Source organism: Bailinhaonella thermotolerans, assembly GCF_003594875.1.
Lineage (GTDB): Bacteria > Actinomycetota > Actinomycetes > Streptosporangiales > Streptosporangiaceae > Bailinhaonella > Bailinhaonella thermotolerans.
Window position 1 is genome coordinate 109755 of record NZ_QZEY01000017.1, and the last position, 14105, is coordinate 123859.

A 14105-nucleotide genomic window follows, 5' to 3' on the forward strand; every position below is an offset into this window, starting at 1 on the left:
TCCGCCAGTGAAGAACTTTGTGTCACTCGACATTGGCGCGGTGGCATGAGCGGTAGCCAGAGAATTGGCAGAGATTGGCACCTATTCTGACTGGGAGATATGTAGGTGCCAACGTTCGCCAACTTCCCGCCGTCGTGATCGCATCCTGCGGAAACATGAGCCGATGCCGACTTCACCCTCATCGAGTGCACAGGTCGCTAGGCAGCAGCTCGGCGACCAGCTCCGTAACATGCGCAGGGACGCCCGCCTCACCGGCCGTGAGTTCGCTCGTCAGGCCGGGTGGGCGGATGCCACCAATGTCACCAAGGTCGAGAAGGCACAGCGCACGATCACTCCGGATCATGTTCGGCTGTGGTGCCGCATATGCGGTCAGCCGCCCGAGCGTGAGGCCGAGCTGCTCGCGGAGCAAGAATCGGTCTCCCAGATGTGGCAGACCTACGCCCAGCTCGCCAAGTCCGCCGGCGGCGGGCTTAAGGCACGGCAGGAGCGGTTGCGCGACCGGTACTGGCGGGTGAAACGCCAGCGGACCTACCAAACCAAGGTGATCCCAGGCCTGTTGCAGACCGAGGCGATGATGACCTTCTACTTGACGCAGGCCCGGGTTGAGCAGCACCTAGAACGCGACGACGTGGCCGAGGCTGTGATTGCCCGCATGGACAGGCAAGGGGCCTTGAATCGGCTGGACGCCCTATGGGGATTCATCCTGGAGGAAGATGTTTTGTGGTACCGGCCCGGCCCTGCCGACGTTCACCGTGAGCAGCTCCGGTACCTCATCAACATGATCGACTCCGGTAGGCAGAACATCTTCCTCGGGGTCATCCCGCGTGACATCGACAGACACGGAGTCATCCCTGGCGAGGCATTCATCATGGACGACGACACCCTGGTCACGGTCGAGCTGATCAGCGGGTACCTGCGCCTAACTCGGCCAGACGAGATCCGCATGTACGGCGAAGCATGGGACAGGCTGTTGTCGATCGCCGTGCACGGCCGTCAGGCGAGATACCTGATGGAAAGAGCGCTGGGAGCGCTCGGGTGAGCCCGAGAACGGGCTACACCTCGAACTTCTCGTGCGGCGTTGCACGCTCCCATACCTGCTCGAAGGCGGCAACAACCTGTGCGGCAACCCGGGGGTCTGAAGAGTACTCGTACCCCTCCACGTGTTCGCCGTTTCCACTATTGAAGTTCCAGAGCACCACACGCTGATCGAACATCCAGAAATCAGCGCCGGGCAGCAAGAGGTCGAAAGCCTGCCGCCGTGGTAGCCACCGCACCTCTTCCCCGGCTTTCAGGTTGACGTCGGTGACCATGTACAGCCACCTGGTGTAGTCCGACACCGGCTCGGACACGACACGAGCACGGCGGACCCGTACCCCCCGGCTGACGGCGCCCTCTACTGCGGCGACCCACCCGCTTCGGTCCGTACGCCCATCGCCCCCGGCCATCCAGTCCTCGAAACCGGGGCACGGGGCATAGAAGTCTCGCATCTCTAGGTGGACCGCTGAGCGGGTCGCCCTCGCCAGCAAGCTCCTGACGGTCGGTTCGCCGTGCCCCTGGCGGGCGTCGTCGAATCCCCTGAGCGCGTCCTCGATAACCTGCCGCATCCGGGCAGGGAGCCACACCACCGCCTCGTCAGCAGCGATCGCACCGTGCTGCCGTACCAAGGCGAGCACGGCGGGGTCGGTGATGATCCGCCCCTGGAACAGGAAGTCACCGGTAGTCGGGTCGACGAACACCGCGGGGCAGTGATCGTCCTCGGAACCCTCGTCGCCTCCGACGAAACGTACGTGAGCGACCATTGGGGCCTCCTGCAGGGTGAGGAAGAACGTTGCCGAGATTGACCCTCACTCGTCAAAAGCCCTTGGTCAATTGGTGTAGATATCGACTTGCAGGCTCTGCACATCCCCTTGACCAGGACGCCGTCAAGTGACCCCGCACCGAGCGGCGAGACCCCGTAACTCGGGCGTGACCCGCCCCGAAGTCAGCAAGCCACCCACCAGGGCTCGGATGGCCGGGCGTGCATGGGTCTCCTCTGGTGCGATGTGCTCTGCCTTGAGGAGTGCTTCAAGACATTCGGTTCGGTTCCCGCGCATCGCGTGAGCGGTGGCTACATCGCCGAGGAAGCGGCTCCGACGTTCCACAGTCGGGAGTGCTCGCAGGTCGATGCGGCGCGCCACGGCAAGTGCGGCGGCGGGATCACCGCAAGCGTTGTGAGCGGAGACCAGGTGAGAGTCCACCATCCAGGTGCCGAAGCCGGTGCCGTGGCTGAGGTCAACGCCCGTGTCCCCGAGCGTGATGGCGATTGACATCGCCTCTCCGGTCAGTTCCCGCATCCCGCTACGATTCTGTCCCTTGGCCGCTGTGTACGCCGCAGACATGATCAGCAACCCGCGCTGCGCCTTCAGCCGGGGACCCTCACCGCGCAAGCGTGGGTCGACGGCGGCCGACAACGCGATCTCGGCGGCCCTGTCGTGCCATCCAGCCTTCCGGGTCAGCACCGACAGATTACGGGCGGCTTCCGCCGGCAAGATGGGGTCGGCTGCTCCTGCCGCAACATTGCGGGCCCGATCCGCAGCGACCAGCCCCAGCTCCGTCCGGTCCAGCTTGACCAGCATCCGGGTCGCCAGCGTGTAGATCTCCGCAAGCAGGGCGCAGTCGGCAGACTCACCGGACGCCGACAGGCTCGTTCCGCGCGTGATGAGGCGAGGCAACTCGACAGCGAGCCGCTCGTAGCGACACGCCTGAAACGCCCGCTTGGCGAGAGCTAGAGCCGCCGCAACATCCGATCGGGGAGCCGGGATGTGCGATGGCGAGGCCAAGAGCGCATCGCGAAGGTTCGCCACCAGCAGATCACCTGACGCGTTGGGTTGAACCCCCGCGCCGGCCAGTCCGCCGGGAGCCGCTGTGGCGGCGGCTGTCATCGCCAAATTCCGTAGAAGCTGCCGTCGCCGCACTGGATCATCATCCTTCGCTGTCGAGTCGCCGGACAACGTAACGGCCAGTCCGAGGTCTTCGTACGGTATTCGCAGGACATCGGCGACGACCCGCAACTCATCGATGTCGGTGAGGCGCTGCTTGCCGCTTTCCCATCGAGACACCGTGGAAGGCGAGCGGTGCAACGCGTCCGCGAGGTCAACTTGCGTCCACCCCCGCGCCAGTCGCGCGGCTTTGATCACTGCACCGAGGTTGACACTGCGGGCAGCCATGACTCCCTCCAGCGCCGGAGGTCCTGAGAGTTCCACTCCCCTACGAGAACGTAGCGCTACCAGACCGCAGGTGAGGGAGCATGCCGCAAGAAACGTGTCGAAGCCCAGCCGGGAGCCACGACCGCAGGTCCACCCGCCGCGCTGTTCCCGCGAACGGGGCCACTCAAATCGTCTCCTAGATCCCCTCCGGAGCCGAGAGAAAATGGGAGACGATCTTGGTGTTTGGACATGGCGAGAAGCGGTGAACCCCGCGTGAGAGCGGCGCCCCTGCCTGTCCCGAACTCGGGGGAGGCGTCACGCGACCTGTTCCCCCGCACCGGTATCTCGGACGACGACGCGCTTCGCCGAACGCCGAGTGAGACGCATGCATGTCGATCCCCCGGCGGGGAAATTCCCGGCTGTTCCCCACAATGACCTAAGCCCCTCTCCAACTAGATCGTTTGTGTGTCCACGTGGACACACCACCTCCACCAATCAGCGAAAAGCCGCCGACCCTCCCGGGTTGCGGCTTTCCAGTTTCCGGGTCCCGTTCTCGCGATCGCGGGGTTCAGGCCGACGAGCAGCAGCGGCTCCTCGAGCTCACCGAGGAGCAGGCCGAGAACGTCCGCCGCGCCCCCGTCGGCGAAACCGAGGCCAGCCTTCGCGCCGAAGGACGGTCCGGCTCCTCTCCTTCGTCGCCGGTGTCATGCTCTGCGTCCCCATCGGCATCATCGGCAACCTGATTGCGGGGTGGCCGTTGGGGGCGGATCCGGCGGGGCGCTCGGGTTGGAGGGTTGGCGGTGGGCTCTGGTGGCCGGACGGTGGTGGTATGAGCTCTGTTGTTCTTGTCGATGGCGACGGCGCGCCGTGGGCTTCCGCTTCACGTGTGCTGCTGGTCTTTTCCGCTGCCTGGTGCCCGGTCGGCTCTCTGCTGCGCGCGGCGGCGGAGGAGGCGGCGGCCTCCCCTGGTGCGGTTCCGGTCTGCCTGGTGGATGTGGATCGGCACGCGGACCTCGCCGAGCGGCTGCGGGTGGTGACCGTGCCCACCGCGATCCTCCTGGTGGACGGCCGGGAGCGGCGCAGGCGGGTGGGGGCCATGGGGGCCGCGGATCTGGCCGCGCTGTCCCGGGCTGCGGGAGCGGGGCCTGCCGCCTGCCGCGATCGCCGACCCGAAGGTGCGGCGCGGTGCCCCTGACGCACCGGCGTGCCGACGGGGTGGGGTAGCCCGGGAACCCTCGCCCGGATCGGGCGAGGGTTCGTACGGTCAGGCGGCACACCGGGGGCCGTCAGGCCGCGCCGGGTTCGTAGGAGGACAGCCACTCCTGGCAGGCCGGGCAGCGGCAGCCGAGGCGGGCGTGGCGGCCGACCAGGACGTCGGTGGCGTCCATCGGGGCCGCCGAGGGGGCGGGCTCGGCGCGGACGCCGTGCTCGCGCAGGGTGGCCACGACCTGGTCGATCGCGTCCTGGCCGGCTTCGTCACCGTCCAGGGCGACCAGGAGGCGGTGGGGGCGCAGCACGTCGGCCACGCGGTCGCTGATGACGGCGTTGGTGCCGGGCAGGCCGAAGGCCTCCTTGCCCATGGTGCGGGCGGCCAGGACGTCCTTGAATCCCTCCACGACGATCACGGTGGAGTCGGGCGGCAGGCGGCTGATGCGGGGCAGGCCGCAGCCGATCAGGGACTCGGCGGGGTTGATCCCGGCCAGTGACAGGAACTTCGGCTGGTAGCGGGGGATGTCGGCCGGTGGCCGTTCGCCGCGTTCGCGGGCCTGCCGGGCCTGTTTGCTGGCGCGCTCGTGCGCGCGGACCCGCTGAAGCTGGGCGCCGGCGGGGCGGAACTGCATGCCGGCGGTCCGGCCCGCGGGGGTCAGGTGCGGCTCGATGACGGGGTACTTGCCGCTCAGCAGCCACAGGTCGCGCCCGCTGCCGGTCTCCACCACCAGGCCGCACCGCTTGAGGCGGGCCATGCCGAACCGGCTCACCAGTAGCTGCTGCAGCGCGGCGGCGTTGACGGCGACCGTCGCCCCCGCCTCGCGTACGGCGTGCGGGGCGATGTGCCAGGCGCCGTAGTAGCGGACGGCGGCCTGGATGCCGGTCTGGCCGCAGGCCCGGCGGACCGCGTCGTACACCTCGGGGTCGATCGCGCAGGTGAAGTTCTGGACCGGGGGCAGGTCCGGGACCGGCGTGGCGGGACGTGCCCGGGTGCGCGGCCCGGCCGGGCGGCCCAGCAGGACGTTGACGGCCTCGACGAAGGTGAGGCCGCAGCCGCGCATGAGCAGGTCGACCGCGTTTCCCCCTTCACCGGAGGAGTAGCACCGCCAGGTGCCGGCGGCCGGGTCCACCTTGAGCGTCTTGCCCCGGTGGACCTTGCCGTGCACCGGGCAGGTGAGCGCGCCTCCGGCCGACAGGCCCGCCTCTGCGAACGCTTCGGCGATCTTGCCGCGGGCCTGGCTCAGCTCCTCCTGCGTGAAGTGGTGGGCCTGCTCGGGGGTGTCCCGGCGGCGTGTGCTGCCTGATTTGTGAAGGTCGGTGGCGGGCAACGATCAACTCCCTTCGCCACAGATGACCGGACCCTGCGCACCGTCCGTGCGCGCACCGATCGGTCAACGCGTGCCCGCCGTACGGCCGGAGCGCCCGGAGCGGCCGGAGCGGCCGGAGCGCCCGGGAGCGCGAGGGGTGCGCCCGGCGCGGCCAGGGGTGTCGGGCAGGCGGAGCTGCCGGAAGCGCGCCGATCGGCCGCACCCGGGGGGACGGGTGCGGCCGATGCCGGGGCTCAGGCGGCCAGGGCCGGCCGGTAGCGGCCGGTGACGTCGTCGTGCTTGTCGTCCAGCGACGTCAGGATCGCCACGTCGGCCACGATGGGCACGTCGGGGCAGTAGTGCCGCAGGCACGCCTCCATCACCTGCCGCATGCGGGGCAGCAGCTCGGCGGCGTCGGCCGCGTCGCATTCCAGCGCGATCGAGTCGTGGATGGAGATCACCGGGAACGCGGTGGGGTACTCCTCCAGCAGCTCGGTGAGCTTGGCGAACGCCAGCAGGACGCCGTCGGCCACGCTGCCCTGGATGGGGGCGTTGCGGTAGGCGTTGGCCATCCGGTCCACGCAGGACGCGGCCGCGGCGCGCATCAGCCGCTCGGGCACGCTCATGCGGCCGGGGCGGGGCTGCTCGCGCAGCGCGTTGAGCATCCAGCGCACGAACGCGTCGCGCCGCTCGGGCTTTTCGAACCGCTTCTCCAGTTCGGCGCGGCGCAGGTTGCGCCGGCGGCCGTTCGGCTCGCGCCGGGACAGTTCCACGCCGTTGGCGGCCGCCCAGTCGTCGACCAGTTCCTGCCCGCGGGGGCGGGTCGGGCTGGCCAGTTCGAGCGCCAGGGCGGTGAGCCAGCTCCCGGTGGGGACCTGGAACAGGCGGCGCCGCCCGGCGATGGTGCGGGACTCGAACTCCCACGGTTCGCCGTCGGCGCACAGCAGGACGGGCGCGTCCAGTCTCAAGGCCCGGCGCAGGTCCGCGGCCAGCGCCCGCTGCCGTTCCCCGGCCCCGGCCCGGTCCGCCTCCGTCGCCGGCGTGCCCGCCAGGCCGACCGCGGCGCCGAGCTCGCCGGTCAGGTGGGCGATGACCGCCTCGTCGGAGGGTTTGCGGCCGGCGTTCTTCAGGGCCTTGCGCGCCTCGCCGATGGACTGCCACAGGTGGTGCAGCCGCCAGCTCGCCCGCAGGTCCAGGGGCCGCTCCTCGCGGCCGGCCCGGATGGCGGCGGCCAGGCCCTGCACGTAGCCGTCCCGGCCGCGCAGCCACGCGGCCTCCTGCGGCACCGCGGCGAAGAACTTGTCGATGAGCTCCTGGGCCTCCTCCTTCGTCGTGGGAGTGCCGCCCAAGGTGAGGTTGTCGGCCATGAGCTGGGCCTTCATGCCGTAGCCGAGGCCGAAGTTCAGCGGCTTGGCCCGGCCGCGGAAGGAGCTGTAGGCCGCGCGGGCCTCCTCGTCGCCGTTCTTGAGCGCGTCCATGTCCACGTGGAACATCTCCGCCGCGATGGCGGCGTGCTGGTCGACCCCGTCCTCGAAGGCCTGGCGCCGTACCCGTTCCCCGGTGAGCTGGGCGCTGACCCGCAGCTCGGCCTGGGAGTAGTCGCCGTACAGCAGCACCCGCTCGACGGGGGCGCCGTCGGGGCCGCTGCGGGGCCGGGGCCGGAAGTGGCGCTTCATGGCCGGGGCGAAGTTCTGCGCGTTGGGGCCGCGGGAGGAGGTGCGGCCGGTGTCGGCCAGGCACTGGGTGTAGCGGCTGTGGAAGCGGCCGTCCTCGCCGAGTTCGGCCATCATCTTGTCGCCGTAGGTCGACAGCAGCTTGGCGACCTTGCCGTACTCGATGAGGGCGCGCGGGAGCCGTACGTCGAGCCCGAGCTCCTCGCCCAGGCGCGCCATCAGCTCCAGCTCCTCCTTGGTGAGGCTGTCGGAGTCGGTCAGCAGCCGCCCCCGGCCGCCGCTGGAGGGGTGGCGCTGGGCCAGGTAGGCCTTCACCAGCTTGGCGCAGCGGGTGTTGAGGACCTTGCGCACGTCGTTGGGCGATTCGGGTTTCCAGCTCAGGGCGGTGTGGTCGCTGAACAGCGACATCTGCCCGCCGCCGGTGAGAGCGGCCATCTGGTGCCGCAGCTCCTCGGCGCGGCGCCGGTAGCCGGCCAGCTCTTTGCGCCAGGTCCGCTCCGAGAAGGCGATGCCGTGCACACGCATGCTCTGCAGGAACGGCCGCGCCTGGCTCTCCAGCGACGCCACGCCGGCCAGGCCCTGCCGGTCCAGCTCGCCGGCGAGCGCGTCCCCGAGCCACAACGTGGCCACGGCGTCCGCGGCCGCGTAGGCGATCTGCTCGTCGGTCAGGTCGGTCTCGGCGTCGTAGGACAGCTGGACGGTGCCCTTGCCCTCGATGTCGATGCCCAGCTTGCGCCGGACGGCGGTGGCCAGCGAGACGTACCGGCGGTGGCCGGCGGCGCCCAGCCCCTGTACGGCCAGCGCGAGCGACAGGTCCATCCAGTGGAACAGCGAGGGGAAGGCCTGGCCGGAGGCGACGTCCCACGGCGTCAGGTTGAGGGTGGTGACGAGGTCGTCGAAGTCGGCGTTGAACCCCAGGAAGCGCAGCTTGCGCCGGCCGAGGTCGGCGGCGCGGCGGCGGAACGCCTGTCCCAGGGCGCGGGTGTCCATGTCGCGCACGTCCAGCACGTAGGCCGCGTCGTCGCCGCCGGGCGCTTCGGTCGCGATGGAGATGACACGCAGCCGGGCGGTCATCGGGTCGGCGCGCTCCCCGTCGTAGACGGTCTCGGTGTCCATCGCCGCCACGGTCGTGCCGAGCCGGTCGATGAGGTCCAGCGCCTGCCCGGTGGTGGTGATCACGGTGACGGGCACGCGGTGCGGATCGCGCCGGCCGTGATCGGCCGGCGTCCATCGGCCGGGTCGGCCCGCCGGCCATGTCTCGATTCGCATGGGGACTCTTTTCTTGGCGGGCGTTGCTTATGCCTGCCGTCGGCACGGCCGTGACCGTGACCGCCGGGCCCGCCGCGGCAACGCGTGCCCTCGTCCGCCCCGCAGGTGAGGCCCGGGGACGGCGGCGTGCGCGGATTCATCCCCGGCACGTTCGTACGGCGTCACGCCCCGGCCTCGTGGCGCCCGGCGACGTCGGCGGGCGGGGACGCCAGGGGCCGGGGACGCCAGGGGGCCGGGGACGGCGGCGGGCGGGCGGGGCGGGTTCAAGGGCGGGTGCGCGCGGTGGCGCCGCGTTCTCCCGGTGGCGGGCGCAGCGACGGTCCGAGCCTGAGACAGGAAGGTCCGAGCACTCTCGGATTCGCTTGCCTGGCAGAATGAGGAGCAACGAAAATGATCGACACGATGACGGGCGCCGGCCTCGACGACTCACTCGCCCGGCAGGTGGTGACCGCGCGGATCGTCGACGTCGTCCGCGGTCAGGGCTTCGCCCTGTGCGAGCTGGTCCACAACGACAAGGGCGGCCGGGCCCGGGAGGGCTCCGGCGTCAAGGCGGTCCTGCCGCTGGACGAGGTTCCCGACGACGAGATCATGCCGGGCGTGCCGCGGGTCCGCCCGGGGGCGCGGATGCAGCTCCTGGTCATCGAACCGGGCAGCCCCGCCGCCGGCAAGCGCGCCGCCGGCCTGCCGGTCCTGTCGGCGTCATCGGAACTGCTCGTGCAGCGGATCCTGGAGGGCCTGGTGCCCGAGCTGCTGCCGACGCAGACCGGGCCGGAGGAGTTCGACCCGCCCCGCGTGACCGTCAAGGGCATCGCCCGCCGGGCCGGGGTCACCGGACGGACCAAGATCGCCGTCGCCCCGTCCGTCGAGGGCGTGGACGCGATCGAGGCGTGCCTGGGACTGCGGGCCACGCGCAAGGACAAGCTCGTCGAGCTGCTCTTCGGGGAGAAGGTCGAGTTCGTCCCCTGGGCGTCGTCGCCGGAGAAGTACCTGCGCAACGCCCTGGCCCCGGGCACCGTCATGGACGTGCTGATCTCCGGCCGCTACGCCGTCGTGTCCGCCGAGCCCCACATGATGAGCGTCGTGGTCGGCAAGGGCGGCCTGAACACCGAACTCGCCGGCCGCCTGACCGGCCTGTGGGTCCAGGCGGTCGCCTACGACCCGCACCTGTCCCCGGAGGAGAACCGGGCGGCCCTGGAGAAGATCCTGGCGGCCAAGGTGGCCGAGCACGCCGCCGCGCGCGCCGACCGACCCGCGCCGAACCAGCCCGCATCGAACCAGCCCGCGGAAACGACCGAACCCCCCGCCCCGGCAGAGACGGCCACGGAACCCGCGGCCTGAGCCGCACCGCCGTCCCGATCCCGGCGCCCCACGGATCGCGCACCCCTCCCCCGCCCGCGCGAGGAGGGGTGCTTCGCCACGCCCGCGTATAGCGGGCGAGGCGCCCAAGGGCACGGGCCGTGCAGCAGCCCGGAAACGGGACCCCGCTGTTCCATGGTCTCCCGTGACATGCCCCGGCGGGCCGGGGGTGGTGGATGTGGCCGGTGGTCAGCGCTGGATGACGAGCTTGATGATGTCGCGGTAAGGCACAACGACCGCGATATCGCGCCCGCCCAGGCCGACGTATGACAAAGTCACTCATCCCACTCGTGTGGGAAGCAGACTGCCCAAGGGATATGCACTCTCGATGGCGGAGGACATCCCCACGTGCGTGGGGAGCACTCCATACCCGCGTACCGGAGATAGCCCTCGTGGGGATCATCCCCACGTGTGTGGGGGAGGACCCTCCGTGACCTGGTGGTCTACCCGCCAAATGATCAATTGGCGGAGGATGTGGGTGGCCCCGCTGGACGGGGAGGAGAGGTGTTGGAGGTGGTTCATCGCACCGGCCAACGGGTCAGCCCAGAGGATGCTGCACAATGAGATACCCCGCAAGCCCGCGCGGCGGGGAACAACCAGCCCACGCCAGTTATCGTCCAGAGCGCGAGGTAATTACCTCAATGCCCAAATCATCAAAGGTGCTCAAGAACACCATCGGCCGCTGACAAACCCGCAGGTCGCCGAGTCTGCTCCCCGCGCACGCGGGGATGGCCCCTCCAGGGCCCGCCTTGGAATCGAGTACGTGTACTGCTCCCCGCGCACGCGGGGATGGTCCCCACGGCAGCAGCATGCGGGACGCCATCGACCGCTGCTCCCCGCGCACGCGGGGATGGTCCCTCGTACCATGCCCTGTCACGGGACCACGAGGATCTGTGGTCCCGTGACAGGTCTCGGAGGGTGGGGATGTGGGCGGTGGTCAGGGCTGGATGATGGGCTTGGTGATGTCGCGGTGGGACAGTGTGGCCGCGACGCCGCGATCGCGGAGGCCGGCGGAGATCGCCTCGGCCAGGGCGACCGAGCGGTGGCGGCCGCCGGCGCAGCCGGTCGCGATGCGCACGGGCCTGGCGCCGGGGGGCAGGTCGGTCACCAGTTCGGCGCCGAGCGTCACCGTGGCGGCGACGACCGCGCCGATGCCCGGGGTGGCCAAGACGTGCCGGCGCACGGCGTCGTCCAGCCCGGTCAGCTCCCGCATCCGGGGGTCGGCGTGGGGGTTGCGGAACAGCCGCCGGGCGTCGATGAGGACGTCCGCGGTGGGCGGGTCCGCGTGGCCGTAGCCGAAGGAGATCACCTCGACGGCGGGGTGGGTCATGGCGGAGGGTCCTTCCCTGGGAGGAACAGTTCCTGAGCCGGCGGGTGAGGCTCCGCGGGCTCGTGCGGTCCGGCCTCTCCTCGGCCGGGATCCCTGAGTCCGGTACAGAAGACTGCTCGGCTTGACCGGGGTTCTGCGCTCGAACCTGGCGGCCCGCCGCCCCGGGACCAGGATGATGCCGCGGCCCGGGGGCCGGTCGGTGGCGTGCGCTGCCCCTGCGCGAAGGACCGGCACCGTAGGGGGCATGCGATCCAGCCAGCCCGCGCCCTGCCCGCTCCCGTCGACCCTGCCGGTCGCCGGCGTCTCCCGCACCCAGCACATCGTCCGCGGCCTGTCCCCGGGCCAGGAGCTGTACGCGGTGCGCGACGACGGCAACGCCTACGATCCGAACGCGGTGATGTTCGTCCTGCCGGACGGGAGCCTGGTCGGGTACGTCCCGCGCGTCCTGAACCGGCGGCTGCGCGCCCGCGCCGAGGCCGCCTGGCGGTGCCGCGTGAGCGAGGTCCTGCCCGGCGAGACCTGGGGCCTGCGGGTGACCGTCCTGCCCGGCCAGCCGGAGGAGACTCCCGAGCCCCGCTCTCCGCTGTTCGCCGACACCGCCCCGCCCGCGCCGCCGCACGACCCTCCGGCGGTCACCACGCGGGGCGGCCGCCCGCTGGGGGTGCTGGACTCCCGCCAGGGCGGGCTCGTGCACGTCCGCAGGCCGGACGGCACCACCGCCGCCTACCCCGAATCCTCCGTCCGCGTCTCGGCCGATCAGCCGCGACCGCAGCGGCCGGATGCCGCCGTCTCCTCCCCGCTCCCCCGATGACACCGCCCCGGGCGGCAACGCGTCCGGCGACGACAGCACCGGCGGAACCAGGATGCCACCCAGTCGCCCGGTCCGGGATAGGCGAACCCGAACCTGGAGGTGCGGGCCCCGGTCCGGGGGTCACGGCTGACCGCGCGGATGCCCCAGCGGGTGCAGCCCTCAGGCAGCCGGTGACCGCCCCGGGTGACGATCGTGAACAGCAGGTTGGCGTACGCGCGGGGAGGGTCGCCGGCGGTGACGGTGGCGAGCAGGGCCATGGCGGGTCTCTCTCGTGGCTGCCTGGATTCGGGACCCTGCCGACTGTCGGAGCGGGCGCGCCACGCCAACCGGCGGGGCCCCGGCTCATGCCGTCGGCGCCGTGCCCGGCGGCGGGTCCTGCTGGGCCGTACGGCGCAGCGCGGTCAGGTGGGCGCGGACGCGGCGGATCCGGGAGGTGGGGAACATGTCCAGGGCCAGCCATCGGCCCTGGCGGGGGTCGGCGCCGGGGATGTGCCAGACCGGGACGCCGGACAGCAGGCCGCGCAGGCACATGTCGGAGGTGCCGCCGGCGGCGGGGTCGAGGCGGTCGTGGAAGGCCAGGATCAGGTGGGGGTCCTCGCCCAGCATGCGGGTGTTGCGTTCGGGCCCGGCGGCCTTCCAGCCCCGCGGGCGGGCGCGCTTCTCCGCCGCCCAGTTCACCGGATGGCAGCGGTGCCGGTCGTCGCCCAGGCCGTGCCGCAGGCACCAGCGGTGGGCGGCGTCGTCGGCGCCGCGGGCCGCGCCCTCGATGACGACGAGCCCGTCCCCGTAGCGGCGGGCCAGCCCGTCCAGTGCCGCGGCCACCGCATCCGGCCACGGCCACCAGCGGCTGCCGCAGACCAGGACGCGCGGTTCCGCGAGGCGTCCCGCGGCGGGCGCCCGCGGTCCGGGCGGCCCGGCGGGATCTGCTGATGTCGGCTCCATGCCGATGACGGTGCGGCGGTGGGCCCGCGCCGCCGCCAGTCGCGCTCCCCCGCCTCACGGCGGCCTGCCCGCGCCGCCTGACGGTCCCGGGCATGGCGCTGTATCTCCTGATCGGAACCGACACATCCGCCCGCGACCGGGCGCTGGCCCGCCTGAAGGCCGGCCTGGCCGCCCCCGTGCGCGTGTCCGCCGCGGACGGCGGCGCGGCGCTGCTGCGGGCCCTGGCCTCCCGCCCCCTGTTCGGCGAGCGGCGCCTGGTGATCGCGGCGTCCGGCGAGCGCATCACGCCCGCCGCCGCGCGTGAGCTGGCCCGGCTGCATCAGGACGACGTCGTGGCCCTGGTGGCCGACAAGCGGCTGCCCGCCGCCGTACGGCGGGAGCTGGGCGAGGCCGACACGGTGGACTGCGCGCTGCCGGCGCGCAAGGACGCTGCGGCCTGGGTCCGGCGGACGGCCCGCGAGCACGGCGTACGGCTGAGCGGCGGCGCGGTCGCCGCGCTGGCGGACCTGGCGCCCGACCCCGTGGGGGCCGCCCGCGTCAGGGACGCGTGCGCGATGCTGGCCCTGGTCGGGCTGACCTCCCCCTCCGACGCCCAGGTCGCCGCCCTGATCCCCGGGACGGCGGCCGTGCCGCTGTGGAAGATCACCGACGCGATCGAGCAGGGCCGGGCGGGCCAGGCGGTGGAGCTGGCGGCCGGATGCGAGCCGGCCGCCGTGCTGGCGGCGCTGGCCGCCCGCCTGATGAAGATCGGCCTGTGCCAGGAGACGCCCGGCCCCGGCGGGGGCGGGCCGGGGCGGGCCGCCCAGGCGCTGGCCGGGGCCTCCCGGCGGCTGCCGCCCGAGCTGGTGGCCGAGGCGACGCGGCGGGTGCTGGACCTGCACGCGCAGTGCCGGGGAGAGCTGCCGGCCTGGGCCGCGCCCCTGCGCGTGGCCGGGCTGGTCGCCTGGCTCGCCGACAGCGCGCGCACGGCCGGCGCGGCGCCCGCGCCGGGCGCGCGGGAGGCGATGTCCTCCCGTTGACGAA

General features: G+C 72.0%; 11 protein-coding genes. 5 read left to right on the top strand and 6 right to left on the bottom strand.

Annotated elements, in window-relative coordinates:
- Window positions 1-163: 163 nt before the first annotated feature.
- Window positions 164-1039, top strand: a complete 876-nt coding sequence (locus tag D5H75_RS31520; protein WP_119930219.1) for a helix-turn-helix domain-containing protein — start codon at window positions 164-166, stop codon at window positions 1037-1039.
- Window positions 1040-1052: 13 nt separating this feature from the next.
- Here the strand turns inward: D5H75_RS31520 and D5H75_RS43660 are convergent, their stop codons facing one another.
- Both D5H75_RS43660 and D5H75_RS31530 read right to left on the bottom strand, forming a co-directional pair.
- Window positions 1053-1799, bottom strand: a complete 747-nt coding sequence (locus D5H75_RS43660) for a DUF6879 family protein (RefSeq protein WP_242454640.1) — start codon at window positions 1797-1799, stop codon at window positions 1053-1055.
- 123 nt (window positions 1800-1922) lie between these two features.
- A complete protein-coding gene (locus D5H75_RS31530; RefSeq protein WP_119930220.1) occupies window positions 1923-3206 on the bottom strand; it encodes a helix-turn-helix domain-containing protein in 1284 nt (427 codons plus the stop codon).
- An 808-nt stretch (window positions 3207-4014) separates the two neighbouring features.
- Between D5H75_RS31530 and D5H75_RS42125 the strand changes: the two genes are divergently transcribed.
- A complete protein-coding gene (locus D5H75_RS42125) occupies window positions 4015-4380 on the top strand; it encodes a thioredoxin family protein (RefSeq protein WP_202638697.1) in 366 nt (121 codons plus the stop codon).
- Between the two features lie 91 nt (window positions 4381-4471).
- On the opposite strand, the gene D5H75_RS31540 is transcribed toward D5H75_RS42125, so the two are convergent.
- Together D5H75_RS31540 and D5H75_RS31545 are read right to left on the bottom strand one after the other, a co-directional pair.
- The gene (locus D5H75_RS31540) at window positions 4472-5722 is read right to left on the bottom strand and encodes a toprim domain-containing protein (RefSeq protein WP_119930222.1); all 1251 of its coding nucleotides are present in this window, start codon (window positions 5720-5722) and stop codon (window positions 4472-4474) included.
- A 233-nt stretch (window positions 5723-5955) separates the two neighbouring features.
- Window positions 5956-8565 (bottom strand): DNA polymerase, encoded by a 2610-nt coding sequence (locus D5H75_RS31545; RefSeq protein WP_202638698.1) that lies wholly within the window; start codon window positions 8563-8565, stop codon window positions 5956-5958.
- Between the two features lie 468 nt (window positions 8566-9033).
- Between D5H75_RS31545 and D5H75_RS31550 the strand changes: the two genes are divergently transcribed.
- On the top strand, window positions 9034-9981 hold the full coding sequence (locus tag D5H75_RS31550; RefSeq protein WP_119930224.1) for a hypothetical protein: 948 nt from the start codon (window positions 9034-9036) through the stop codon (window positions 9979-9981).
- Between the two features lie 955 nt (window positions 9982-10936).
- On the opposite strand, the gene D5H75_RS31555 is transcribed toward D5H75_RS31550, so the two are convergent.
- Window positions 10937-11329: a RapZ C-terminal domain-containing protein gene (locus D5H75_RS31555; protein WP_119930225.1), complete on the bottom strand. Its 393-nt coding sequence runs from the start codon at window positions 11327-11329 to the stop codon at window positions 10937-10939.
- A 244-nt stretch (window positions 11330-11573) separates the two neighbouring features.
- On the opposite strand from D5H75_RS31555, the gene D5H75_RS31560 reads away from it, so the two are divergent.
- Window positions 11574-12140, top strand: a complete 567-nt coding sequence (locus D5H75_RS31560) for an HIRAN domain-containing protein (RefSeq protein ID WP_202638699.1) — start codon at window positions 11574-11576, stop codon at window positions 12138-12140.
- A gap of 342 nt (window positions 12141-12482) precedes the next feature.
- On the opposite strand, the gene D5H75_RS31565 is transcribed toward D5H75_RS31560, so the two are convergent.
- Entirely contained in the window at window positions 12483-13082 is a 600-nt protein-coding gene (locus D5H75_RS31565; RefSeq protein WP_119930227.1) for an SLOG family protein, read from the bottom strand.
- A 92-nt stretch (window positions 13083-13174) separates the two neighbouring features.
- Here D5H75_RS31565 and D5H75_RS31570 point away from each other — a divergent pair, with 92 nt between their 5' ends.
- Window positions 13175-14101, top strand: coding sequence for a DNA polymerase III subunit delta (locus D5H75_RS31570; RefSeq protein WP_119930228.1), 927 nt, complete (start codon window positions 13175-13177; stop codon window positions 14099-14101).
- The last annotated feature ends 4 nt before the right edge of the window (window positions 14102-14105 follow it).

Excerpts from the sequence above, each read along its gene's own strand:
- D5H75_RS31520 (WP_119930219.1), top strand. The coding sequence starts at position 164 with ATGCCGACTTCACCCTCATCGAGTGCACAGGTCGCTAGGCAGCAGCTC.
- D5H75_RS43660 (WP_242454640.1), bottom strand. The coding sequence starts at position 1,799 with ATGGTCGCTCACGTACGTTTCGTCGGAGGCGACGAGGGTTCCGAGGAC.
- D5H75_RS31530 (WP_119930220.1), bottom strand. The coding sequence starts at position 3,206 with ATGGCTGCCCGCAGTGTCAACCTCGGTGCAGTGATCAAAGCCGCGCGA.
- D5H75_RS42125 (WP_202638697.1), top strand. The coding sequence starts at position 4,015 with ATGAGCTCTGTTGTTCTTGTCGATGGCGACGGCGCGCCGTGGGCTTCC.
- D5H75_RS31550 (WP_119930224.1), top strand. The coding sequence starts at position 9,034 with ATGATCGACACGATGACGGGCGCCGGCCTCGACGACTCACTCGCCCGG.
- D5H75_RS31555 (WP_119930225.1), bottom strand. The coding sequence starts at position 11,329 with ATGACCCACCCCGCCGTCGAGGTGATCTCCTTCGGCTACGGCCACGCG.
- D5H75_RS31560 (WP_202638699.1), top strand. The coding sequence starts at position 11,574 with ATGCGATCCAGCCAGCCCGCGCCCTGCCCGCTCCCGTCGACCCTGCCG.
- D5H75_RS31565 (WP_119930227.1), bottom strand. The coding sequence starts at position 13,082 with ATGGAGCCGACATCAGCAGATCCCGCCGGGCCGCCCGGACCGCGGGCG.
- D5H75_RS31570 (WP_119930228.1), top strand. The coding sequence starts at position 13,175 with ATGGCGCTGTATCTCCTGATCGGAACCGACACATCCGCCCGCGACCGG.